This is a genomic window from Acinetobacter calcoaceticus (assembly GCF_900520355.1).
GTDB lineage: Bacteria > Pseudomonadota > Gammaproteobacteria > Pseudomonadales > Moraxellaceae > Acinetobacter > Acinetobacter calcoaceticus_C.
The window spans coordinates 2,851,079-2,873,567 of record NZ_LS999521.1 but is presented as its reverse complement, the minus strand read 5'-3'; the positions used below and the strand labels follow the sequence as shown (position 1 = coordinate 2,873,567).

The 22,489-nt window shown below is 38.4% G+C and carries 21 protein-coding genes; 9 read left to right on the top strand and 12 right to left on the bottom strand.

What is annotated here, in order from left to right; translation table 11 throughout:
• Positions 1 to 93: 93 nt before the first annotated feature.
• The 3 genes from AC2117_RS13800 to AC2117_RS13790 all read right to left on the bottom strand — a co-directional run bounded on the left by AC2117_RS13800 (position 94) and on the right by AC2117_RS13790 (position 3,558).
• Positions 94 to 1,098 (bottom strand): SUMF1/EgtB/PvdO family nonheme iron enzyme, encoded by a 1,005-nt coding sequence (locus AC2117_RS13800; RefSeq protein ID WP_227549203.1) that lies wholly within the window; start codon positions 1,096 to 1,098, stop codon positions 94 to 96.
• Positions 1,095 to 2,771: an arylsulfatase gene (locus AC2117_RS13795; RefSeq protein WP_133974856.1), complete on the bottom strand. Its 1,677-nt coding sequence runs from the start codon at positions 2,769 to 2,771 to the stop codon at positions 1,095 to 1,097. Before AC2117_RS13795 ends, AC2117_RS13800 begins: the two co-directional genes overlap by 4 nt.
• Before the next feature lie 169 nt (positions 2,772 to 2,940).
• Positions 2,941 to 3,558 (bottom strand): rhomboid family intramembrane serine protease, encoded by a 618-nt coding sequence (locus AC2117_RS13790; protein ID WP_133974855.1) that lies wholly within the window; start codon positions 3,556 to 3,558, stop codon positions 2,941 to 2,943.
• Between the two features lie 158 nt (positions 3,559 to 3,716).
• Between AC2117_RS13790 and nfuA the strand changes: the two genes are divergently transcribed.
• Both nfuA and AC2117_RS13780 read left to right on the top strand, forming a co-directional pair.
• Positions 3,717 to 4,355 (top strand): Fe-S biogenesis protein NfuA, encoded by a 639-nt coding sequence (nfuA, locus tag AC2117_RS13785; RefSeq protein WP_133974854.1) that lies wholly within the window; start codon positions 3,717 to 3,719, stop codon positions 4,353 to 4,355.
• 169 nt (positions 4,356 to 4,524) lie between these two features.
• Complete coding sequence (locus tag AC2117_RS13780) at positions 4,525 to 6,789, top strand: TonB-dependent siderophore receptor (protein ID WP_133974853.1); 2,265 nt, start codon at positions 4,525 to 4,527, stop codon at positions 6,787 to 6,789.
• Positions 6,790 to 6,812: 23 nt separating this feature from the next.
• On the opposite strand, the gene AC2117_RS18890 is transcribed toward AC2117_RS13780, so the two are convergent.
• Both AC2117_RS18890 and AC2117_RS13770 read right to left on the bottom strand, forming a co-directional pair.
• On the bottom strand, positions 6,813 to 7,820 hold the full coding sequence (locus AC2117_RS18890) for a hypothetical protein (RefSeq protein WP_171459071.1): 1,008 nt from the start codon (positions 7,818 to 7,820) through the stop codon (positions 6,813 to 6,815).
• A gap of 26 nt (positions 7,821 to 7,846) precedes the next feature.
• Positions 7,847 to 8,872 (bottom strand): alpha/beta fold hydrolase, encoded by a 1,026-nt coding sequence (locus AC2117_RS13770; RefSeq protein WP_133974852.1) that lies wholly within the window; start codon positions 8,870 to 8,872, stop codon positions 7,847 to 7,849.
• Positions 8,873 to 9,157: 285 nt separating this feature from the next.
• Here AC2117_RS13770 and AC2117_RS13765 point away from each other — a divergent pair, with 285 nt between their 5' ends.
• Positions 9,158 to 9,772, top strand: a complete 615-nt coding sequence (locus tag AC2117_RS13765; RefSeq protein ID WP_075431290.1) for a carbonic anhydrase — start codon at positions 9,158 to 9,160, stop codon at positions 9,770 to 9,772.
• A 35-nt stretch (positions 9,773 to 9,807) separates the two neighbouring features.
• On the opposite strand, the gene AC2117_RS13760 is transcribed toward AC2117_RS13765, so the two are convergent.
• Positions 9,808 to 10,431 carry an arylesterase gene (locus AC2117_RS13760; protein WP_133974850.1) on the bottom strand — a complete coding sequence of 208 codons (624 nt, stop codon included), beginning with the start codon at positions 10,429 to 10,431 and terminating at the stop codon, positions 9,808 to 9,810.
• Positions 10,432 to 10,475: 44 nt separating this feature from the next.
• Here AC2117_RS13760 and AC2117_RS13755 point away from each other — a divergent pair, with 44 nt between their 5' ends.
• Both AC2117_RS13755 and AC2117_RS13750 read left to right on the top strand, forming a co-directional pair.
• Positions 10,476 to 11,168 carry an ABC transporter ATP-binding protein gene (locus AC2117_RS13755; protein WP_133974848.1) on the top strand — a complete coding sequence of 231 codons (693 nt, stop codon included), beginning with the start codon at positions 10,476 to 10,478 and terminating at the stop codon, positions 11,166 to 11,168.
• Positions 11,169 to 11,171: 3 nt separating this feature from the next.
• Entirely contained in the window at positions 11,172 to 13,634 is a 2,463-nt protein-coding gene (locus AC2117_RS13750) for an ABC transporter permease (RefSeq protein ID WP_133976373.1), read from the top strand.
• Between the two features lies 1 nt (position 13,635).
• Here the strand turns inward: AC2117_RS13750 and AC2117_RS13745 are convergent, their stop codons facing one another.
• Positions 13,636 to 14,445 (bottom strand): rhomboid family intramembrane serine protease, encoded by an 810-nt coding sequence (locus AC2117_RS13745; RefSeq protein ID WP_133974846.1) that lies wholly within the window; start codon positions 14,443 to 14,445, stop codon positions 13,636 to 13,638.
• A gap of 76 nt (positions 14,446 to 14,521) precedes the next feature.
• Between AC2117_RS13745 and mtgA the strand changes: the two genes are divergently transcribed.
• Both mtgA and ppk1 read left to right on the top strand, forming a co-directional pair.
• Positions 14,522 to 15,199, top strand: coding sequence for a monofunctional biosynthetic peptidoglycan transglycosylase (gene mtgA, locus AC2117_RS13740; RefSeq protein ID WP_133974845.1), 678 nt, complete (start codon positions 14,522 to 14,524; stop codon positions 15,197 to 15,199).
• 104 nt (positions 15,200 to 15,303) lie between these two features.
• Positions 15,304 to 17,382, top strand: a complete 2,079-nt coding sequence (gene ppk1 / locus AC2117_RS13735; protein ID WP_075431292.1) for a polyphosphate kinase 1 — start codon at positions 15,304 to 15,306, stop codon at positions 17,380 to 17,382.
• Between the two features lie 59 nt (positions 17,383 to 17,441).
• On the opposite strand, the gene AC2117_RS13730 is transcribed toward ppk1, so the two are convergent.
• Entirely contained in the window at positions 17,442 to 17,570 is a 129-nt protein-coding gene (locus AC2117_RS13730; RefSeq protein ID WP_081399186.1) for a hypothetical protein, read from the bottom strand.
• Between the two features lie 57 nt (positions 17,571 to 17,627).
• On the opposite strand from AC2117_RS13730, the gene AC2117_RS13725 reads away from it, so the two are divergent.
• Positions 17,628 to 18,218, top strand: coding sequence for an SPOR domain-containing protein (locus tag AC2117_RS13725; protein WP_227549258.1), 591 nt, complete (start codon positions 17,628 to 17,630; stop codon positions 18,216 to 18,218).
• A 30-nt stretch (positions 18,219 to 18,248) separates the two neighbouring features.
• Here the strand turns inward: AC2117_RS13725 and oxyR are convergent, their stop codons facing one another.
• From oxyR to rubA, 4 genes are all read right to left on the bottom strand, one after another.
• Positions 18,249 to 19,157, bottom strand: coding sequence for a LysR family transcriptional regulator OxyR (gene oxyR, locus AC2117_RS13720; protein WP_042898222.1), 909 nt, complete (start codon positions 19,155 to 19,157; stop codon positions 18,249 to 18,251).
• 6 nt (positions 19,158 to 19,163) lie between these two features.
• Positions 19,164 to 20,108, bottom strand: coding sequence for an esterase EstB (gene estB / locus AC2117_RS13715; RefSeq protein WP_197730924.1), 945 nt, complete (start codon positions 20,106 to 20,108; stop codon positions 19,164 to 19,166).
• Between the two features lie 53 nt (positions 20,109 to 20,161).
• Complete coding sequence (gene rubB, locus AC2117_RS13710) at positions 20,162 to 21,343, bottom strand: rubredoxin reductase RubB (protein ID WP_133974843.1); 1,182 nt, start codon at positions 21,341 to 21,343, stop codon at positions 20,162 to 20,164.
• Between the two features lie 94 nt (positions 21,344 to 21,437).
• Positions 21,438 to 21,602 (bottom strand): rubredoxin RubA, encoded by a 165-nt coding sequence (gene rubA, locus AC2117_RS13705; protein ID WP_000760495.1) that lies wholly within the window; start codon positions 21,600 to 21,602, stop codon positions 21,438 to 21,440.
• Between the two features lie 434 nt (positions 21,603 to 22,036).
• Here rubA and AC2117_RS13700 point away from each other — a divergent pair, with 434 nt between their 5' ends.
• Positions 22,037 to 22,477 (top strand): SRPBCC family protein, encoded by a 441-nt coding sequence (locus AC2117_RS13700; RefSeq protein ID WP_133974841.1) that lies wholly within the window; start codon positions 22,037 to 22,039, stop codon positions 22,475 to 22,477.
• The last annotated feature ends 12 nt before the right edge of the window (positions 22,478 to 22,489 follow it).

The following is a 22,489-nucleotide window of genomic DNA, read 5'->3' as shown; positions in this document are numbered from 1 at the left end:
ATCATTCTCTTTTATACTATAGAAATATTTTGATTATTTTTCGACCTAATTTTGGTTAAAAAAATATCTTTAATTAGTGGAATTAAGAAGAAATTAAGGAGATCGTAAAATTGTTCGAAAACCAACATGAGTTGCTGCTAGATCAAAGTCTTGCGGATAGCGACTACTGCTTCGGTAACGTGAACAATAATTTTGTGCGCAAAGAAAAGATCCGCCTTTAATTACATATTGTGTTCTGGTGATTTGTTGTTGTCTTAAATCAGCATAATTTCCCATATGTTGTTCATGAGCACCTTGATAGGCAGAAGATGTCCATTCCCATACATTTCCAATCGTATCAAATAGCTTAAAATTATTTGGTGCAAAGCATCCAACAGGCGCAACATCTTTAAAATGATCTTGATTTAGGTTTTGAAAAGGAAATTCACCTTGCCAGTAATTTGCTTGTGGATGTTGGTGTTCATCGGTAGGGGCTTGATGTAATGGTGTATCAGTTTGAGAATTTGCTTTAGCTGAGTATTCCCATTCTAGTTCTGTTGGTAAATCATGTCCAAGCCAAACTGCATAGTGTTCAGCATCATTTTTACTCACATATCGCACAGGTTCATTAGGGTTTGCTACGGCACCATTACTCCCGTTTGGAGTTTTCCATGTATAACCTGACTTTAGCTGCCACCATTGCTGTGGATGATCAGGGTCTGGTGAAAAAACTGCGGCCTGCTTTTGTTTTTCGGCATCGGTGATATAGCCCGTTGCTTTTACGAAACTTGTAAACTGAGCAACGGTGACTTCAGTCTGGTCAATCCAGAAGCCTTTAACTTCCCTTTGCTTTTTTCCAAAATTAAGTTCATCGGGATAGGCTTTCTCAGAACCAAAATTAAAATTCCCATCGGCAATTAAAACCATTCCAGCAGTGGGTTTCTTCAGCCAACTTTGAGGTAGTCCTGTGTAATTTTTACACTTTTCAATAGAACCTAAGTCAGCTAAAGAAGTTTGTTTCTGAGACGATGATACAGGTTCAGAAACTTGTGAAGGTTGGCTACAGCCCGCCATAAAAGACAGGCTGATGGTGGTAACTAAAAATGGTTTTAATCTCATTTAGCGTTATATTCCTGCACACCATTCTTTTCAGTATATTTTTGATAGACCGATAAAAGTTCTTGGACTTTAGCTGGGTAAATCTGAGCAACGTTCTGTCTTTCACCTCGGTCTGTTTTAATGTTGTATAACTCCCAAGTTCCTGTACCTAATTCAGGGCGCCCTTGAAGTGCAATTTTCCACTCGCCTTGTTTTGCATATTTACTGCCATGTAACTCATCGGCAAAACTAAAATTTTCGGGGCGAATCGTAGTTGTTTTATTTTCAAGCAAAGGCTTCCATGAAATCCCTGATGGCGTATTAATAGTACGGCCATTATATTGGCCTTGAGGTACTGGAATATGAGCATATTCTAGTAAAGTTGGGAAAACATCGAGCACGGATGCAAAGCTGTTATTGGTTTCTTCTGCTTTTTTCTGATGTGGTAATTTCACAATAGCAGGGGCCGTGGTCGCGCCTTCACCGGCTGTATCTTTCCATAAATGGAATGGCGCAGCGCTAACCTCAGCCCAACGTGGTCCAATATAGTGATACGAAGTCGGCATACCTACATTTGCTACAGAGTTATCAAAGCCAGATTCACTGCCGTATCCTCCACGTACAAAACCTTCTGCACCATTGTCTGAAACAAAGAAAATTAGAGTATTGTCATAAAGATTATTTTGTTTGAGATATTGAATAATTCGGCCCACGTTGGCATCTAGATTTTCTACCATACCTGCATAGATTTCCATTTTTCGGGCTTCAAGTGCTTTTTGCTCGGCTGTTAATTCATTCCATTTTCCATATTTTTGTGGGGTGTTTTGAGTGGAAATTGGTTCTGCTGCATCAAAATTTGCAGGAATAATGCCAAGCTGTTTTTGGCGTGCGATACGCGCATTACGAATTGCATCGTAACCAACATCGTAAACTCCGCGATAACGTTCGCGATACTCAGCAGGTGCCTGAATTGGCCAATGAGGTGCAGTATAGGCTGCATAGGCAAAGAAGGGTTTTCCACTACTTTTACCAGAGTCTAAATAGCTAAGTAATTTATCGGTAAAATAGTTAGTCGAAAAAAAGTCATCAGGCAATGCCGAAACAGGAACAATTTGCCCATCTTCTGTATATGTTGAATTTCGCTTAAATGCACTTGGAGCTTGTTTAAAGTGATGATCTAGCCCTTGTAACAAGGTAAATGAATGGTCAAAACCTTTTGCATGGGCGTTGCTTTCAGGGGTTAGCCCTAAATGCCATTTGCCACTGATGTACGTGCGGTAACCATTATCTTTCAGCACTTGTGCAATTGATAATGAACGTTCGTTTAAATATCCTTCGTAGCCTGGCTGTCCCTTCAAATGTTCTGGCGTGAGCTCAGCCATTGCACCAATACCAGCCAAATGGTGATCAGTACCAGAAATGAGTTGTGAGCGTGTTGGTGAGCAGGTCTGGGCAGTATGATAATCAGTTAAAAGACGGCCTTCTTGAGATAGGCTATCAATATTTGGTGTATGAATTTCCCCGCCAAAAGCTCCTAAATCTGAATAGCCTAAGTCATCGGCCATAATAAATAATATATTGGGCTGTTGTGGCTTACTTACACCAGTTTCTTGTGAATCGTTGTCATTACACCCAGCTAAAGATAAGCTAAATAAGGCAATGGAAAGGCTAGATAAAATTGCTTTGTACTTCATTGTATCATCTGAATTATTAAAAGAATTGGCATGAGTTTAATCAGATGGTTTTTGCAATCAAAACAAGGAAAAGATCAAAGAAAATCAGAAAAAAGACTGAGAATTTATGGTGATAAATAAATGAGAAAAAAAGAAAAGCCCATTGCGGGCTTTTCTTTGAATTTTTAGTTTAGAACGGTAAGCGAGTAAGCTGGTCTAAGAAATGTGGAATCACTTTTGGTTCGATCAAAATGGTTACAATGACCCCATAAGCTGCACCCCACAAGTGAGCACTATGATTGATATGACTATTGCCACGTTTGCCAGCCCAAATGCTGTACGCTACATATAAAACAGCAAAAATAATGGCTGGTACTGGAATGAAGAATACAAAAATGAGCTTCCATGGCTGGAATAAAATATAGGCAAATAAAACAGCGGAAACAGCACCAGAGGCGCCTAGACTGGCCCAGTTTGTATCATTTCTATGTTGTAAATAGCTAGGTAAAATCGCAAAGATCAAAGCACCTAAGTAAAACAATACAAAACCCATGTCATAAAAATATTGGCGGTAAAAACTTTCAATAATGCTGCCAAAGAAAAACAGGGTGATCATATTAAAAAGTAGATGGGTTCCATCTGCATGAATAAAGCCATGAGTAATGAAACGATCAAATTGACCTCGTTGCATTGCTGGTGGCCAAAAGATAAGTCGATTCATCACATTTTGGTTGCTAAAAGCAAGTAAAGAGACAATGACCGTAATAATAATAAGGGTAATGGTATGGTTAAACGGCAAATGCAACATAAGGAATATTTAAAAAATGATCAATACTGAGCCCAATAATGCCATTAAAAACTTAAGTTGAAACCCTGTTGTGTATAAATCCGACAAATTTAGTTGATTTTTTTTCAATCTACCTCATCTTCAGTTAATATAAAGGCATCAGCTTGAGGAATATTGTTATGTCGACTGAGAACACCAACACTGCTGTTGCAGAAGAAATTCCAAACCTTTTGATTACCCCATCTGCACAAGAGTATTTGCACGATTTATTGTCGAAACAAAATACTCCGGGAATTGGCGTTCGAGTTTTTGTTGAACATCCGGGTACGCCACGTGCAGAATGCTGTATGGCATATAGTGCACCAGAAGAAGTGATCCCGACGGATTATAAACAGGACTATCCTGATTTCCCTGCATATATTGATGCACCATCTATTCCTTACCTTTTAGATGCTGTAATTGATTATAACAAGGACCGTTTTGGTGGTCAGTTAACTTTCCGTGCTCCAAACTCTAAAGTTCCACGAGTTGGTCCAGATGCGTCAATTGAAGAGCGTATTACTTACATTCTTCAAGCAGAAATTAATCCGGGTCTTGCAGGGCATGGCGGAAATTGTAGCTTGGTAGAAGTACAAGATAATCCAGAACATGGTTTAACAGCTGTCTTGAAATTTGGTGGTGGTTGCCAAGGATGTTCTGCAATTGACGTTACCTTAAAACAAGGTGTAGAAACGACTTTGAAAGAGAATATTCCTGAGCTACAACGTGTGGTTGATGAAACTGACCATACCCAAGCTGAGGGTGCTTATTTCAAATAATCAAATTATTTGAAAAGTGAAATAAAAAGGCCTCGATTTGAGGCTTTTTTATTATTCAATATAAATAATGATAATTATTATCAATATCATTTGTAATTTTATTTAGATTTGTTACAATGCGGAACTTAAAATGAGAGATGTTTAATAAATCAATATATTGGGAATACTTATGTCGAAGCGTATTATCCAGTCAGTGCTTTCTGTTTCAGTACTGGCAAGTATGATGTCTATGGCTTATGCTGCAAAAAATGAGCAAGAACAAGCTGAACAAGCATTAGAAAAGCCTGCTGAACCTGTGAAATTGGAAACAATTTTTGTAACGGCTGAAGAGCAAGTAAAGCAATCGCTCGGTGTATCAGTGATCACCCAAGAAGATTTAGAAAAACTACCAGTTCGTAATGATATTTCTGATTATGTGCGTCGTATGCCGGGTGTCAATTTAACAGGCAATAGCGCAACGGGGCAGCGTGGTAATAATAGACAAATTGATATTCGTGGAATGGGTCCTGAAAATACACTCATTTTAGTGGATGGAAAACCGATTAACTCTCGTAATTCAGTTCGTTATGGTTGGAAAGGAGAGCGTGATACACGGGGTGATTCAAACTGGGTTCCAGCAGAAGCAATCGAATCTATTGAAGTTTTACGTGGACCAGCGGCAGCTCGATATGGTTCGGGTGCGGCAGGTGGTGTAGTCAATATCATTACTAAAAAAGTCACTAACGAAACCCATGGCTCGGTAGAATTTTATACATCACAACCCGAATATTCTAAAGAAGGTTCATCAAATCGTGTTGGTTTTAATGTAAGTGGGCCACTGATTAAAGATGTTCTATCATACCGTCTATATGGTAATTACAATAAAACAGAATCTGACGATGTTGATATTAATAAATCAATTGGAAGTACAGCCGCTGGGCGTGAAGGCGTTAAAAATAAAGATATTTCGGGACGCTTAGCATGGCAAGCAACAGATCAGCAAACCGTCTTACTTGATGTTTCATCTAGCAAGCAAGGTAATATTTATTCTGGCGATTCTCAGTTAAATGCAAATGCTGAAGCAGATGCAATTCTCTCGGAACTTATTGGTAAAGAAACCAATACGATGTACCGCGATAGCTATGCATTAACCCATGAAGGGGACTGGTCTTGGGGTAAGAGCAAGTTAGTTGCTCAATATGATAAGACTCATAATAAACGTCTTCCGGAAGGTCTTGGCGGCAGCACAGAAGGAAAAATTAATAATCTGGATGATAAAGCCACTTCAAGATTAGAAACTCTTCGGTTGAATGGTGAAGCCAATATTCCGTTTGAGTATTATGTACCACACGTATTAACACTCGGTACTGAATGGGTTGAAGACAGATTTAAAGATAATATTTCGACAAATCAGGGTACAGATAGCAGCGGTTCAGGTTATGGCGATCAATTAGCCAAAGGCAATCGCAGTAAAATGGAATCACGTATTGCTTCTGCATATATCGAAGATAACTTGAAACTCACAGACAGCACTGATGCCGTGTTAGGTTTGCGTTTCGACGACCATAGTAAATCTGGTTCTAACTGGAGCCCAAGCTTAAACATTACTCAAAGACTTAATGATTATTTCACTTTAAAAGGTGGGGTAGCAAAAGCTTATAAAGCACCAAACATGTATCAAAATGCCGAAGGGTACTTACTCAGTACAAACGGCAATGGTTGTCCAGCCAATATTGATTCGCGTTGTTTATTACAAGGTAATGGTGATTTAAAACCTGAAACTTCGGTAAACAAAGAGTTAGGAATCCAATTCCAAAAAGATATTGTGAATGCAAGCTTAACTTGGTTCCGTAATGACTATAAAGATAAGATTGTGGCAGGAACTAATGTTGTTGGAACAGTCGATGGCTCAAGCACCAATGCAAATACAGGAGCTGTGACCAATACCAAGTGGAATATCTTACGTTGGGAAAATACGCCTAAGGCATTAATTCAAGGTTTTGAAGGAAGTTTGGGACTAGACTTTGGCGATATTCGTTGGACCAATAACTTTACCTATATGATGGACTCGAAAGATAAGCAAACGGGTAATCCATTATCTTTGGTTCCAAACTATACAATTAACTCAATCTTTGATTACGACATTACAGATCAGTTAGATGTGAATTTTGTTTTCACTCAATATGGCCGTCAAAAATCACGTCAGTTTGCCGAAAATAGAATCGAATCTGGCATTGGTTCAGGTGGATCAAATTCTGCGATTAAGCCAAGCACTGTAAAAAGCTATAGTACCGCTGGAATTAATATGGGTTATAAAATTTCAGACAATATTAGTACCCGTATTGGTGTAAGCAACTTATTTGATAAACAAATTTTAAGAGACAGTAATTCGATTAGCCAAACTTACAATGAGCCAGGTCGTGCTTATTACGCTTCTCTAAAATATTCATTTTAATCCATAGTAATAACAAAGGCGCTTTAAGCGCCTTTGTTATTTAAAATATCTAATGCTTTTTCAGAATAATAAAATTTCTCTAGGTAAACACGAGCACGTCGTCTTAAATGCCCTGTTGCAACTAATTGCTGTAATACGGGAACAAGTAACTGAGTCAGTTCATGTTGAATTAAGCTTTCATCTATATTCAGATCACGAAGTAACAAGTCAAAATTATGTTCCTGATTACGCACATACCACGTGTAAATACCATCATGTACTTGTTGTTTCAAATAAGAAGTTTGGCGAATGTGATCCCAAATCTCATGTCCTAAACCCACAGTTTTTGATAAATCCTGAACTTCTACATAATTTTTTAAAACAGAAAGCGGCATGGTTTTAACTTTATGCCAAACATTTGCTTGAAAATGGTAGAGCTTATCATTGTCAAAATGTTGGTTTAAAACACGCTCACTCATTTGGCTGAGCTTTAAAATATTCTTTTGCAAATAATGATTAATCGTGTCGTCTAGATTTGAATCAGTCACTGTTTCCAGAACAGATTTCCCCATTTTCATAAAGCGCCCTACGCCCGGCACACGTTTTGACATCGACTCATCTAAATAGTCATGCATTGTTTGTTGAATCAGTTGAGTCAAAAGTGCTGAAAATGCAGGATTATTCACAATCGTTTTAATGATTTTTTTACGATGCTGTTCTTTACTTGCAACGTATTGCGCAATTCCGTCAATTGTTAAAACAGGAATAACATCTTCAATTGTTGTAGTGTCATTGGTTGGGTGAATCAATGCAAAGCGGATATGTTCTGCAATTTGTTCAAGCAGGGAATCAGAAGCAGGGGTGTCTAAAATCTGCTTTTGAATCAGCTGCTGAATTTGTTCAAAGGTCCAGAGGTGTTGTAGTTGCCGACTACCCAACCAATGATAAAATTGCTCAAATTCTTGTTGGATAACATGGGGCTGAGCGAATTCTTCATCTAAAAAATCAAGATGAGCTTCAATGAGTTTTTCTATAAGCGGTTGGGTAGACATAAGGTCTCACAAGTCCGAAGTTTTATTTAAGGTGTAGTCGTTCTTAAAGACTGATTTGTTTCTACTTTAAGTAAAAACGGTACATATTGTTGAATAACCAACTGCTCAGCTTCCAAAATCGGCATATGGCCGACATTTTCTAAAATAACTGGAGGCTGGGCATTTTTTAAAAGTCGTTTTAGTTCACTTGCGACTTCGACATTAATAATCTTATCTTGCTTACCCCATAAAATTAGTGTCGGTGCATCGATTGTCTTGGTGAGAACTGCAAATGAATCTGGCGTGTAGACTTTATTGAGTGCAATAAGTTGATCAACCAGTTTTTGAGTTTGAGGTGCCTGATTAATCATCAGCTTTTCTTGAGCTTCTAAAAATTCTTTTGGAATAAACGGAGGATTAGACATGGTTTGCTTTAATAAATAGTTAAAGTCACCCTTTTTAGATACTAAAAGTTGTTTTAGGTAAGCAGGATCTTTTAGATAAATTGTATTTGCTGAACGGAAAATACCGCCACTATCAACTAAGAATAGGCTTTTGGTTTCAAATGGATATTGTCCAGCATAGAGTAAGGCAATTGAACCGCCAAGTGAGTGGCCAGCAATATGAAGAGGGCCTTTTAAATTTGCAGCTTCAACAAAACGACGTAATTTTTCGGCAAGATTAGGCACTGAATAATCAAAGTCTTGTGTAACTAAGGTTTCACCACTGCCAGGTAAATCAGGAATAATGACATGGTAATTTGCTGTCAGATAACGAGAGACACGGTTCCAGTTATCACGACTCCCTCCTAATCCATGAATAAGGAGTAAAGTGGGTTTAGTGGCAGACCCACCTTCACTATATGACCAAGTTATATCACCAACTTTTAAACTTTTACTTTGTAAACCTGCCCAACTGCGCTCTTGTTGTAAAATATTCTGAAAGTTTATATCTATCGTATCAGCTGCTTGCGTCTGAAAAACACCTGTTATTGTTGTAAGGCTACAGGCCAAGGCAAGTGCCATAGCTGTTTTTTTTAGGGTAGTTTTGGTTGATACAAACAGCGTTGTCATAAGATTTCATCCTTGAGGCATAAGCGAGTTTGAAAATTATTGAAAAACTTTGCCAATGAGTCATTTGCCCAATGATCAAAAGGACAAAAATTATAGTCAATCCGAGAACCAAAGTATGTCTATTTTTTCGCTAAACAGTAGCAAATGTGCAGTAAATTCTCTATTCAAGTAGAGGACATATTTTTAAAATTTTTCATGGGAAAGGATTTAATTTTTTGTCAGTGACATTCAAAATTTGACACATTAAAATGATTTCCAACCTTGAAAAAACAATGGAAATATAAAATGCCTACTGCGCAAGAAGTTTTAGATCGTCTGAGAGCTGGTAATCAACGATTTGTAAATGGAAATACTTCCCTTGCAAAAACCTTATCGCATCATGAACGCGCTGAAATGGCAAAGGATCAAAATCCGTTTGCGATTGTATTAGGTTGTTCAGATTCTCGTGTACCAGCAGAAATGGTATTTGACCAAGGTCTTGGTGACTTATTCGTAATTCGTGTTGCGGGTAACGTCGTTGCACCTTCACAAGTAGGTAGTGTTGAATTCGCAGCAGAGCGTTATGACTGCCCAGTTGTTGTGGTATTAGGACATAGTCATTGTGGCGCGATTCAAGCAACAATTGATACGTTGATGAATCCTGATCAACCACCCTCTGCAAACTTAATGTCGATTGTGAACCGTGTTCGGCCTTCAGTTGAAATTTTGATGCAAACTGATCTAAAAAATGATTTGAAAAAACTTTCATGCCATGCAGTGCGCTCGAACGTTTTTGCTTCAGTAAATCAATTACGTCATGGTTCGGCTGTGCTAGAAAATTTAATTGCACAAGGTAAATTAATTGTTGTTGGTGCTGAATATTCGCTAGAAACTGGCGAAGTTACTTTTTTTGATTTCTAATCATATTAGCAATAATTCTTAAAACTAAAAGGTGCCTACAGGGCACCTTTTATGTATGGATAAGCCAAATTAACTAGTTTTGATTGTGCTTGTGCATTTGGGTGAATCAAGTCATTTTGCATAAGCTGTTTTTGACCTGCGACACCATTTAGGAAAAATGGCAGTAATTTCACCTGATATTTTTGGCTGACAACTTTATAATTATTTTCAAAAGCTTTGCTATACGCAGTTCCATAATTTGGCGGGATTTTCATACCAAAAACAATAACTTTAGCTTTTTGTTTTTGGCTTAATTGAACCAGTTGAGACAGATTTTGTTGAATCATTTGAGGGGGTTGCCCACGTAAACCATCATTCCCACCTAATTCAATCACGACCACATTAGGCTTATAGGTCTGCAATAACTTAGGTAATCTGGCTAAAGCGCCGCTGGTTGTTTCTCCACTAACACTTGCATTGACCACTTTGTGCTGTTTGGGATACTGTTGGTCTAAACGTTTTTGCAGCAATTGTACCCAACCTTGTTTGGGATCAATTCCGTAACCGGCACTAATACTATCTCCTAAAATTAAAATAGTTTTCGCCGATACAAGCATAGGTAACATACTCAACGAGATGAGCATGATGCTTTTAGAACCAATCAAAAAAGATTTATACATTTGTACTTCGACTCTGATTCTGAATACATAGGACTTTTTACATCATGCCACAACCCATCATTGCTGCCCATCAAGTTACACAAACTATTCAGATTAACCAAAATCAGTTTACGATTTTAAAAGAGATCGATTTAGAGATTTTTGAAGGGGAACAGGTAGCAATTACGGGGCGTTCTGGCTCAGGTAAATCGACCTTGCTGGGAATTTTGGCGACTTTAGATCAACCGTCTGAAGGCGAAGTTTGGTTGTGCGGGCAAGCTGTTCATCAGCTAACAGAGGAACAACGCGCCCAAATCAGAATGCAGCATATTGGTTTTGTATTTCAGTCTTTTCAACTTTTACCTCAGTTGAGTGCGCTTGAAAATGTGATGTTGCCCTTGAGGTTACGTAAAGATTTCGATTATAAAACTGCAGAGAAAAAAGCTTTAGATTGGTTACATCGAGTGGGACTTAGTCGTCAGGTTGAACAAACACCTAAAGTCTTATCTGGAGGAGAACAGCAACGTGTTGCAATTGCACGAGCACTGATTGCAGAACCACAAATTATTTTTGCTGATGAACCGACTGGAAACCTAGATGGTCAGACAGCACAAGAAATTGAGAGTCTACTTTTTGATTTAAATCGAGAGTTAGGTACAACTCTGATTTTGGTGACCCATGACCGTAATCTAGCAACCCTTTGTCAGCGTCATGTTGAATTAGACGACGGCCGACTAAAGACAGTACAGGGTGGTTAAATGATGCGCAATCTTCTAAAACCACTTTTACTACAAAGTTTCCGCACAGGTGGATTATATCTGCTCATAATTGCTCTATCGCTTGCGATCAGTGCAACAACCGCTCTGAAATTTAGCAATGACCAAGTTAAAAACGCTGTCAGTTTGCAAGCTTCGCAAATGTTGGGTGCTGATTTAGTTTTATCAAATAATGAACCTATTGAACAGTCTTGGAAAAAAAGGGCAGAGCAGCTTGGCTTAAAGCAAACTAAGGTCACTCTATTTAGTTCTATGGCTCATACCCAAGATCAGTTTGTTATGGTCAATGTAAAAGCAATAGAGCCTTTATTTCCATTAAGAGGACAGTTAGAAATTGAGCCAAAGACGCAAGCAATTCAATCTGGTGAAGTCTGGCTAAGTCAAAGGGCTGCTGATTTACTTAAAGTAAAACTTGGTGATGCTGTTTCTATTGCGGATGGCACCTTCCGTTTTAGTGGCGTGATTGTGCGTGATTCAAATCAGGAGTTAGGTTTCTCTGGCTTTTCTCCCACGGTTATTATTCATCAAGCTGATATTGCTAAAACTCATGCAATTCAGACAGGAAGCAGAATTGATTACCGCTTATTAATGGCAGGTAGCTCTGAACAGGTTCAAGCTTTCTCTAAGCAGTTTAAACAGCAGCATCAAACTACAAATAAAGAATTAGATGAAACGGCAGGCTTGCGTTTACGTGATGCAAGTGAGTCAAATAGTCGATTATTACGCCCACTTGAAAACTTAGATACCTTTTTGCAATTGGCCAATATTTTAACGATTTTATTGTGTGGTATTGCCATCGCTTTAACGAGTCAACGATATGTTCAACAAAACCAAGATCACATTGCGCTTCTCAGATGTTTAGGAGCAAGTAAGTTCCAAATCTTGTGGGCATATATTGGACTACTGTCTATTGTTAGTGCGATTTCGATTGTGATGGGTAGTCTATTAGGTTTAGTCATGGGGTATGGCCTGCTGCAACTGATGTTACAACTCATTCCTCAGCTGGAATTAAGTTTTTCGCTAATACCGCTTTTACTTGGGCCGTTACCAATCGCTATTTTTACGAGTGTGATTGTACTGCTTGGATTTATTTTGCCAAGTATTTGGGAGCTTTTAAATACACCGCCTATTCGGGTTATTCGTGAACAGGCAAAATCTCGAAAATCATTATTTTTTATGTTTTTTGCCGGTATTAGCAGCCTGATTGTTTTTAGCTTGGTGCTGAGTGAAAACTTGATGCTCAGCATTTCGGTTTTGGCTGCTATTATCATTCTTTGTATTTTTCTTTACACCGCTGTTTGGTTATTGCTTCATAGCTTAAAAAAGATGAAAAATCGGTTGTCTTTTTATATTCGTTCTCCGTCTCAAAGTGCATTACAAATTACTGCTCTGGCTTTAGGATTAAGCCTCATTACGGTGTTAAGTGTCTTAAGAACAGATTTATTACAGCGTTGGCAGCAGCAACTTCCCGAAGGAACACCTAATCAATTTGTTTATGGGTTACCGCCATTTGACTTAAAAGATTTTGAACAACAATTAAAGCAAAATGGTTGGCAAAGCACGCCGTTATATCCAAATATCCGTGGCCGATTATTGGCAAAGAATGATGTACCTTTTTCGGAAGAAGCTATAAAACAGAATAATTCTTTGCGCCGCGAATTAAATTTAACTCAGTCTAATCAATTGCCGAATGACAATGCCATTACAAAAGGACAAGCTCAGTTTAGTGGTGTAGGGCAAGTTTCTGTTGAAAACAAAACGGCTGAAAGCCTTGGTATTCAAATTGGAGATAAGCTTAGCTTTAGTCTGCCAGAAGGCACTTTACAGGCCAAAGTTATTAACTTCCGAAGTGTAGAGTGGGAAAGTTTTAGCCCTAACTTTTTCTTTATTTTTTCACCTAAAACGTTAGATGAAAATGCTGGAAGTTACTTGGGTAGCTTTTATGTACCTAAGCTAGATCAACCAAAAATGATTAATATCATTCAGCAGTTTTCGAATACGGTATTTATTGATGTTGATCGAATTTTAGATGAAGTAAAACGCTTAATGAATGTTTTGGTCAAAATTGTGACTGTACTGGCAGCATTAGTTGGGTTTTCAGGCGTATTAGTTCTTGTTGCATGTTTAAATCTATTAATGGATGAGCGACGCCGTGAAGTTGCTTTATTACGTTCATTTGGTTTGTCAAAAAACAAAATGAAGCAAATGCTTAGTTTTGAGATAGGGTTTTTAGGATTGTTAGCAGGCATAGTGGCCTGCTGTTTTGCAGAAGTAATTAGTGCTATTGCTAGTTATAAAATGAATATGGCAATACAGTGGCATTTTGAAATATGGCTGATTTTACCGCTTGGCATGATGCTGGTCTGTGCTTTGATTGGTCGTTATCGACTCGGTTATCTTTGCAACTTACCACCTTTACAAAGCTTAAGAGAATTAAACCAGTTGTAACTTAAGGAATAATTCCGGGGTTTTGGATGATGATTTCATGCCATAACGGAAGTAAAGGTGAATTGAGTTGTACACAGTACATATAAAAACCACCTGTAATTAAAACTGCACCTAAAAGACCTAAAATTTTGAGTGTGTTTTTAAACTTGCTGACATAGCTTAAGTACCACATCAGTGCAAGAAATGCTCCAATAACCATGCCGCCAATATGTGCGGCATTATTAATGCCAGTTGCGACAAAACCAAAAATAAGGTTGATTGCCATAATCATTAATAATGCTTTTTTATCAAGTATGTAGGCTTGATGAGGCAGAGGTGGAAATAAAGAAAGAACTGTTAACGCAGCACCTAATCCCATTACAGCACCCGATGCGCCGGCACTGACATGAGGAAGTAAGCTTTGGTCGAAATGTTGCAGTAATTCATGTCCATTTTGAATGGTCATATAACTACTTAAAAGGCTACCGAATAAGCCAGCGAGTAAGTATATCCCAATAAAATAGAAGCGGCCAAATAGTGACTCAGCAACATTACCGAAAATATAGAGGGCCCACATGTTAAGCATGAGATGAACTAAACCAAAATGAAAAAACATGCTGGTAAATAAACGTTCGGGCTGCCCAGAAAAAGTAAGTGGTGTAAAATCAGCCCCCCAATGAATGGCATCTTTCATGGCTGGGTCACTAATATCGACACCAGTCGCAATTTGCCAGACAAACAAACCTACATTGATTGCGATGAGTAGGGCGGTCAGCCACCAATTTTGTACATTGAGTTTACGATTAATGTGCGGAGGCTGATATTGAGTCATGCTATGCTTTTGTTATATATGAACATGCTTTACAGCTTAACATGAAAAAAGTTGAATACAGGAGATCAGGACGAACATGAAAGCTTTTATTGTTCGCGTGTTGTTAATTTTTATTGGGGCGATTCTCCTTATTCAACTTTGGATTTTTTCGAGTTTGGTCTGGTGGCGGACACATGAAGTGGATACGACCATGTTCATGCGAATTGATTATTGGTCTGATACATCAGAGCCGATCATTCATGAATGGCGCGACTATGATGATATTAGCGACAATTTCAAACATGCGATTTTAGCGGGCGAAGACGCAAAGTTTATTCATCACCATGGTTTTGACTGGCAGGGTATTCGTTTTGCTCTTGAGCGAAATAATGAAAAGGGTGAGATTGTTGCTGGCGGTTCTACCGTGTCTCAACAGCTTGCAAAGAACTTGTTTTTATACAATAAACGTTCATTTATTCGTAAAGGCCAAGAAACAGTCGCGACTTGGATGATGGAGCGGATGTGGTCAAAACGTCGAATTCTTGAAGTGTATATGAACTCAGTTGAATTCGGTAAAAATCGGTATGGTATTGAAGCAGCCGCTCAATATTATTATGGGAAAAGTGCTAAAAGCTTAACGCGCGAACAAGCTGCTTTTTTAGCTGCATTATTGCCTGATCCGAAATATTATCAAGATCACCGCAATGATCATAAACTACAATATAGAAAACGCGTTATTTTACGTTATATGAATGGCACCCAAATTCCTGAATAATGCTGTTTTAAAGATGTGTTAATTTTTTAGTTTTTACCAAATTGTCATATTTTTGCAGCATACTGGTTCATAGAGATTTGGCTGGATAGAGAATAGAGTTAGACATGAATACAGCGATTACAGCAACGACCCCAATAGAATATAGTTATAATGACCGTTATATCAATCGTGAATTGTCTATTCTTGACTTCCATTTACGTGTATTGGAACAAGCGGTAGACCCTTTACATCCATTGCTTGAACGAATGAATTTCTTGCTCATTTTTTCACGTAATCTCGATGAGTTCTTTGAAATTCGTGTTGCAGGAGTAATGGAGCAATTTTCTCTAGGCAATGAAAGTCGTAGCCCTGATGGTCTTACGCCAAGACAGGTTTTACAAAAAATATCTGAAACTGCTCATGCTGCGATTGAGCGTCAATATCGTATTTTAAATGAGCAAATCTTACCTAAGCTACGTGAAGAAGATATTTGCTTCCTACGTCGTGGTGAATTAACTCCAGCTCAGTCTGCTTGGGTAAAAAAATATTTTCAGGAACAAGTTGCACCTGTATTAACACCAATTAGCTTAGATCCAGCACATCCATTTCCTCGACTTGTGAATAAAAGCTTGAACTTCATTATTACCCTTGAAGGTAAAGATGCTTTTGGCCGTCAAATCGATTTGGCTGTTGTGCCGGCACCACGTTCATTACCTCGCGTTGTACGACTACCTGATGAATTAACAGGTGGTAAAGAACATCACGTGATGTTATCGGCAATTATCCATGAGCATGTGTCTGATTTATTCCCGGGAATGACAGCAACTGGATGTTACCAATTCCGTGTTACACGTAATGCAGACTTGGCATTGAATGAAGATGTTGAAGACTTAGCTAAAGCATTAAAAGGTGAATTAAGTTCTCGTCGTTTCGGTCGCGCGGTTCGTTTGGAAGTGACCCATAACTGTCCTCAACACATTTATGAATATTTACTTGAAGAGTTCGATTTAACCGATGAGCAATTATATAAAGTTGATGGTCCGGTAAACTTAGCTCGTCTGGTTTCAAATTTTAAGCGTCCTCATTTGCGTTATGACTCGCATACACCAATTGTGCCTAAAGTGTTTAAAAAGACCGAGAGTATTTTCTCGGCAATGCAAAAACAGGATATTTTACTGCATCATCCCTTTGAATCTTTTGCGCCGGTTATTCAATTGCTACGCGAGTCTGCACGTGATCCGCAAGTATTAGCAATTAAGCAGACGTTATATCGTAGTGGTGCTGATTCTGAAATTGTGCAAATTTTGGCTGAAGCGGCGCGTAACGGAAAAGAAGTTATTGCAGTTATTGAATTACGTGCTCGCTTTGATGAAGAATCAAATATTGAAGTAGCAAACGTTTTACAAGAGGCTGGAGCAGTCGTTGTTTATGGCATAGTCGGCTATAAAACCCACGCCAAAATGATCTTGGTGGTACGCCGTGAAAATAATAAACTGGTGCGTTACGTTCATTTAGGAACAGGTAATTACCATGCGATGAATGCACGAATTTATACGGATTATGGTCTCATGACCACGGATAAAGATCTATGTGAAGACGTACACCGTATCTTCCAAGAATTGACCGGTATGGGCAAAATGGCGAAATTGAAAAAGCTATTACATGCACCATTTACCTTACATGCTCAGCTCATTAACTTTATTGATGAAGAAATTGCCAATGCTAAAGCAGGGCGTAAAGCTCAAATCATTGTTAAAGTAAATGCATTAACCGAAGTCCAGTTAATCAATAAATTGTACGAAGCTTCTCAGGCGGGTGTTCAGATTGACCTGATTATCCGTTCGATTTGCTGTTTACGTCCGGGTTTGCCTAACTTATCAGAAAATATTCGAGTGCGTTCAATTGTAGGACGTTTCCTTGAGCATACTCGCGTTTATTATTTTAGTAATAATGGTGATGCACGTATTTACTGTTCAAGTGCAGACTGGATGGACCGTAATTTATTTAATCGTGTTGAAGCGTGTTTTCCTGTTGAAGACCCTGCGTTGAAAAAACGTATTTATCAACAAGGATTAGTGAACTACTTACAAGATAATCAACAGGCATGGCTGCTACAAGGTGATGGTACTTGGATTCGTGCTGAGCCAGCAGAGGGTGAAAAATTGCATAATGCTCAAAGGGCATTATTAGAAATTATTAAATAATGAACTCACGAGATTAAATAAAAGCCGACAAAATGTCGGCTTTTTTAATTATCTGAAATTCAAAGTAATTTAGTTAGTTTTTCTAAATGGTTGCTGGATAAACGATAATAATTTGAAGCACTGCAATATGTTTTGAAAATATGTGATTTTTTACATAAAACATTGAATTTTAAAAATATACAAATCACAAGAAATCTACTTTAATACGCCGCATTAAATATACTTAACTTTGGTAAATGAATAAGATGCAATGCTTTATTAGAAGTTTACTTATTAAAATACTTTTGGGGATAATACCAGTGACCGCCTATGCAGATCAGAAGTGTTATGGGGATATCATCGTATTTCAAAGGTTTGATGACCAAGCGATATATCCTTATTTTGTAAATTCTTCTAATGTTAAAGCTAACAAAAATGGTGAGAAAAATAAAAAAGTACTCATCCAAAAAAGAAAACCAAAACAAGATGAGTTTTTAGCCCAAAAGAAAATCGAAGATGTTCCCACTAAGAAAATAGAAGAAAAGAAAAAATTTGACGGTAAAAAGCAACTTGATGCAGCTGTCGCTAAAGAAATTTTGGAAAATGGAGAAAAGAAATGGATGGTACAAGTTGCATTAGCCACTAATCAAAGTAAGGCAAGTACGGTTCAGTCGCAGTTAGAGGCGAAAGGGTACAAAGTTGTAACCAGTGCAACGACTAAAGGAATACGAGTCATGGTAGACCCTGCAAATGACTATGCCATTGCACAAATTATTAGACAAAAAATTATTGCTGATAATAGTTTGAATATGCAATCCGCTTGGGTGTTTAAGTGGGCTTCTTTAACCCCTCAATAAAATAAAAAGGAGTCCGAAGACTCCTTTTTTTTATTCATGTAATCTTATCGTGATTTTCTGCATAATTTGCAGTAAGACATCGAACTCACTTTGCAATGGCGTACTCTTACGAGTCACTAGTGCTAAGGTACGGCTCGGTGCATCTTCAATTGGTTTTGCAGTAATCTGATCATTAAACTTGATCATACTATTTTCAATTGCAATTTCTGGTAAAAGCGTAAAGCCTAAATCAGAAGAAACCATTTCAACTAATGTTGGTAAAGAGCTTGCTTTTAAACGATTGTCGTTTTTACGCTCACCGATAGGGCATGCACTTAAAACGTGGTCACGTAAACAGTGGCCTTCTTCAAGCAAAATTAATCTTGATAAATCAAGATCATCTAGAGAGTTTGCTTGAAGAGCATTAGTATCTTGCTTACTACATACAAGGTACAAATTTTCTTTCGAAATTTCAGCGGTTTTTAGACCTCTCGTGTCAAATGGTAGAGCAAGAACGATCATATCTAGATTACCGTGTTCTAGGCGCTCTACAATTTTTTCACTTTGTGCTTCATGCAAATGCAGCTGAATTTTAGGTAACTGCTGATGCACTTCATTAAGTAACCGTGTCAGGATAAAAGGTGCAATGGTTGGGATAACACCCAAATGCAAATCACCTGTTAACGGTTCACTCATTTCACGGCTCAAACGCATTAAATCTTGAGCATCTGCTAGTAGTACACGGGCGCGAGCAACGACTTGTTCACCTAAAGGTGTTAAACGCACATTCTGACGATCACGTTCTACTAGAACGCCACCTAATAACCGTTCAAGCTCCATAATACCGCCTGATAACGTCGATTGAGTGACAAAAGAGCGGCGTGCTGCTTCAGTAAAATGCAAAGTTTCCGACAACGTAACTAAATATGATAGCTGTCTTAGTGAGGGTAATGCAGCCATAGTGTCCTAGTCTGATGATTTAAAATGATGCGCAAATAAACCGCTAAGCTGTGGAATAAAATGTGCAGGGATATCATGCCCCATTCCATCAATTAATTCAAACTTAGCACCGGGAATTGCTTTTGCTACAGCCTTACCGTGGCTAGGTGGAAGTAAACGATCGCGAGAGCCATGTAAGACTAAAGCGGGTTGCTTAATTTTACGGTCCAGTTGAAGCAAGGAACCTGTACATAATATTGCTAAAAACTGCTGAAGTACACCAGCAGGATAGTAGCTACGTTGATAAAGCTTGCGTGCGGTTTGTATTGCTTCAATTTGGTTGAGATAACCAGGTGAACCGATCAATTGAAATAGTTTTAAACTATGATTAACAATACCTTCTTCATCACGGGACTCGGGTTTACCAATTAAACTCAAAAGTTGCTTAGGAAAAGGGGGGGGTAAAAAAGGCTGATTATTACTTGTAAACATAAGCCCTAATTTTTCAACCTTTTCGGGATATTTTGCTGCAAGAATTTGAGCAATCATCCCACCCATTGATGCACCAATCACATGCGCTTTGTTCACGCCTAAACGATCAATGAGCATAGATACATCGTCTGCCATATCATGCAGAGTATAAGGCGCACCCTGATTAGTTAGCCCCAGTGCAAAGCGGCCCATCAATTTAACAGTATTTAACCGTTTACCTTCATGACGTACTTTTGAAGAAAGGCCAATATCACGGTTATCAAAACGAATAACACGAAATCCTTGATCAATCAGCGATTTACAGAAGAAATCTGGCCAAAAAAGCATTTGGGCGCCAAGACCCATAATCAGCAAAATGGTTGGATGTTCTGGTTTTCCGCCCACTTCTACATGTAATTCAATTCCATTGCCTAAGTTGACTTTGGTTTCTTGCATGAAAGATGTGTACGGTGAAATGTTAAACTGTAAGGCGCTATTCATGTTATTCATTCCTTAAAGGAATACTCTCTAAGTGAGTATTCCTGATACAAACCTTATGCTTGGGCTGGAATAAGATCTGGAACAAGCTTTGTTAAAGCTAAGCGTTGTTTACCTGCGGTTGCACCTAGCAATACAAAACCACGCAATGTTCCTTCATTGTCAATTGCTTTGGCAAGCATACCATCGTCGAACTCTTCTGTTTCCCAGTTCACTTCTACATCAACTGGAGCAGGCAATACTGTAAGCGGAGCCGCTGGAGTTTTTACTGCAACGGGCATAGCAGGGTAATGAACGGTAGTTTGTTGTCCACTGAGTGTTTTTGCGAGGGCACGAGCCTGTTGCATAATCGGCATAACATATGGAAGTAAGGTACCGTTTACTTCTGCGCAATCCCCAATTGCATAGATGTCTGCTTGATTTGTTTCCAGTAAACCATTGGTAATAATGCCACGGCTGGTTTGAATATCTGCACTTTTAGCAAGTGAAATATTTGGTTGTAAGCCAATTGCAGAAAGAACAAGGTCAGCAACCAATGTTTGTCCGTTTGCGAGGGTTATCGCATAATCTTCGCCATTATTAACTTTGCTGACTTTCTCAACCGTGGTTCCTAAAGCGAATTTTACTCCAGCTTCTTCAAGGTTCTGCTGGAATGCAGAAGCAATATGTGATGGAAGTAAACGACCCAATGGCTGAGGAGCCAAATCAATTACAGTGATGTCATATTCACTATGAAGTAAGTCATTGGCAAATTCACAACCAATTAAACCGGCGCCCAAAATAACAACACGTTTGTCTTTACGCTGAGCTAGATTTTCACGGAAAGTGCGGTAATCAATCAGTGAGTTCACGACATGAATGTCATCGCTACCATCACCTGCAATTGCAAGGCGAATTGGATTAGCACCCACGGCTAAAATTAGTTTTGAGTAGGGTTGCTTCGACGTTACACCATCCTTCTCTAAAACAAGCTCATGGTGTTCAGCTAAAATCTCTTTTACAAAAGTAAAAGGCTCAATACGCATATTGAGTTGAGTACCCATTTTAGCAGCATCACCTAATGGAATCTGTTCTGGTGCTTTTTTACCTGCAAATGCATTTGATAATGTTGGCTTTGCATAGTTCACTGCATCATCCGCACAAATCATCACAAGTTCTTGCTCTGGGCTAAGCTTACGAAACTCACGTGCTAAGGTATAACCCGCCATGCCTGATCCGATAATGACGATAGGATGCATTTTTTTCTCCAGAGTTAGAATTATTTATTTAATACGGTGATGGGTAATATTCGTAAAAAAGACCATGTCGATCATGGCCTTTTACTTTACGTTCTTAGATTTCGATCATTTCGAAGTCAGCTTTTGAAACGCCGCAATCAGGGCAAGTCCAGTCATCTGGAATATCTTCCCATTTTGTTCCAGCTGCAATGCCGTCTTGTGGCCAACCTTCCGCTTCGTCATAAATCCATCCACAAACGATACATTGATATTTTTTCATGAGACTCTCCGCACTGATAAGTTTGCTCAAAGCTGCCTTTCAGTAAAACTATTCCATCTATTAATAATGTAACTACGATCCGGTCAATAATAACCAATGTGCCTTTGATCGGATATCAAATTTTTACGCAGTTCTACATTCAAAGTAAAGTAAATAACGGAGTTTAATCATTCGTAAGTAAAGATGAATGGCAGGTTAGGACAAATAACTGGTTATTTAGGCAAAACTTCGCCATAAACGAATAATAACTAATGCATTCTTATAATTAATTTTATTTGTGAAAGTATCTTGAAATAAAGAGCACCTCATAATTTAAAGATTCATTTCATACGAAAGCTAAATAACAACAAACTATGATGTGACAGAATGTCATTATTAAAACCGAAAATTAAAATTTGCTGTCATTAAGACGGTATAAATCAGGGAAGTGAAATATGGAAAATTTAGTATATGAAGTGGAAATTGAGGCGCCTATAGAAAAAGTATGGGACATACTTTGGAATAGCGAGACATATAACGCTTGGACGAAATTCTTTGCACCGGATTCCACCATGCGTACCGACTGGGAAATCGGTGGTAAAACTTATTTTCTTGACGGTGAAGGCAATGGAATGGTTTCTACGATTGAACAAATGCAAAAACCGGAAATATTGATTTTTAAACATTTAGGAATGATTAAGGAGGGTAAGGAGGATTTAGAAAGTGAAGAGGTTAAAGGGTGGAGTGGTTCCTTAGAAAAATATTTTCTAACCCAAAAAGATAATATAACCGCTCTAAAAGTTGAAGTGGCCACCTTACCTGAATATATGGGCATGTTGAAAAGTGGCTTTGTTCAAGGTTTTGATGTGGTTAAAAAAATGGCAGAAGCAAAATAGAGCTTCTTTTAC

Bases quoted from the DNA above. Each gene is read 5' to 3' on its own strand.
- AC2117_RS13800 (WP_227549203.1), bottom strand. From the start codon at position 1,098: ATGAGATTAAAACCATTTTTAGTTACCACCATCAGCCTGTCTTTTATG.
- AC2117_RS13795 (WP_133974856.1), bottom strand. From the start codon at position 2,771: ATGAAGTACAAAGCAATTTTATCTAGCCTTTCCATTGCCTTATTTAGC.
- AC2117_RS13790 (WP_133974855.1), bottom strand. From the start codon at position 3,558: ATGTTGCATTTGCCGTTTAACCATACCATTACCCTTATTATTATTACG.
- nfuA (WP_133974854.1), top strand. From the start codon at position 3,717: ATGTCGACTGAGAACACCAACACTGCTGTTGCAGAAGAAATTCCAAAC.
- AC2117_RS13780 (WP_133974853.1), top strand. From the start codon at position 4,525: ATGTCGAAGCGTATTATCCAGTCAGTGCTTTCTGTTTCAGTACTGGCA.
- AC2117_RS18890 (WP_171459071.1), bottom strand. From the start codon at position 7,820: ATGTCTACCCAACCGCTTATAGAAAAACTCATTGAAGCTCATCTTGAT.
- AC2117_RS13770 (WP_133974852.1), bottom strand. From the start codon at position 8,872: ATGACAACGCTGTTTGTATCAACCAAAACTACCCTAAAAAAAACAGCT.
- AC2117_RS13765 (WP_075431290.1), top strand. From the start codon at position 9,158: ATGCCTACTGCGCAAGAAGTTTTAGATCGTCTGAGAGCTGGTAATCAA.
- AC2117_RS13760 (WP_133974850.1), bottom strand. From the start codon at position 10,431: ATGTATAAATCTTTTTTGATTGGTTCTAAAAGCATCATGCTCATCTCG.
- AC2117_RS13755 (WP_133974848.1), top strand. From the start codon at position 10,476: ATGCCACAACCCATCATTGCTGCCCATCAAGTTACACAAACTATTCAG.
- AC2117_RS13750 (WP_133976373.1), top strand. From the start codon at position 11,172: ATGCGCAATCTTCTAAAACCACTTTTACTACAAAGTTTCCGCACAGGT.
- AC2117_RS13745 (WP_133974846.1), bottom strand. From the start codon at position 14,445: ATGACTCAATATCAGCCTCCGCACATTAATCGTAAACTCAATGTACAA.
- mtgA (WP_133974845.1), top strand. From the start codon at position 14,522: ATGAAAGCTTTTATTGTTCGCGTGTTGTTAATTTTTATTGGGGCGATT.
- ppk1 (WP_075431292.1), top strand. From the start codon at position 15,304: ATGAATACAGCGATTACAGCAACGACCCCAATAGAATATAGTTATAAT.
- AC2117_RS13725 (WP_227549258.1), top strand. From the start codon at position 17,628: ATGCAATGCTTTATTAGAAGTTTACTTATTAAAATACTTTTGGGGATA.
- oxyR (WP_042898222.1), bottom strand. From the start codon at position 19,157: ATGGCTGCATTACCCTCACTAAGACAGCTATCATATTTAGTTACGTTG.
- estB (WP_197730924.1), bottom strand. From the start codon at position 20,108: ATGAATAGCGCCTTACAGTTTAACATTTCACCGTACACATCTTTCATG.
- rubB (WP_133974843.1), bottom strand. From the start codon at position 21,343: ATGCATCCTATCGTCATTATCGGATCAGGCATGGCGGGTTATACCTTA.
- rubA (WP_000760495.1), bottom strand. From the start codon at position 21,602: ATGAAAAAATATCAATGTATCGTTTGTGGATGGATTTATGACGAAGCG.
- AC2117_RS13700 (WP_133974841.1), top strand. From the start codon at position 22,037: ATGGAAAATTTAGTATATGAAGTGGAAATTGAGGCGCCTATAGAAAAA.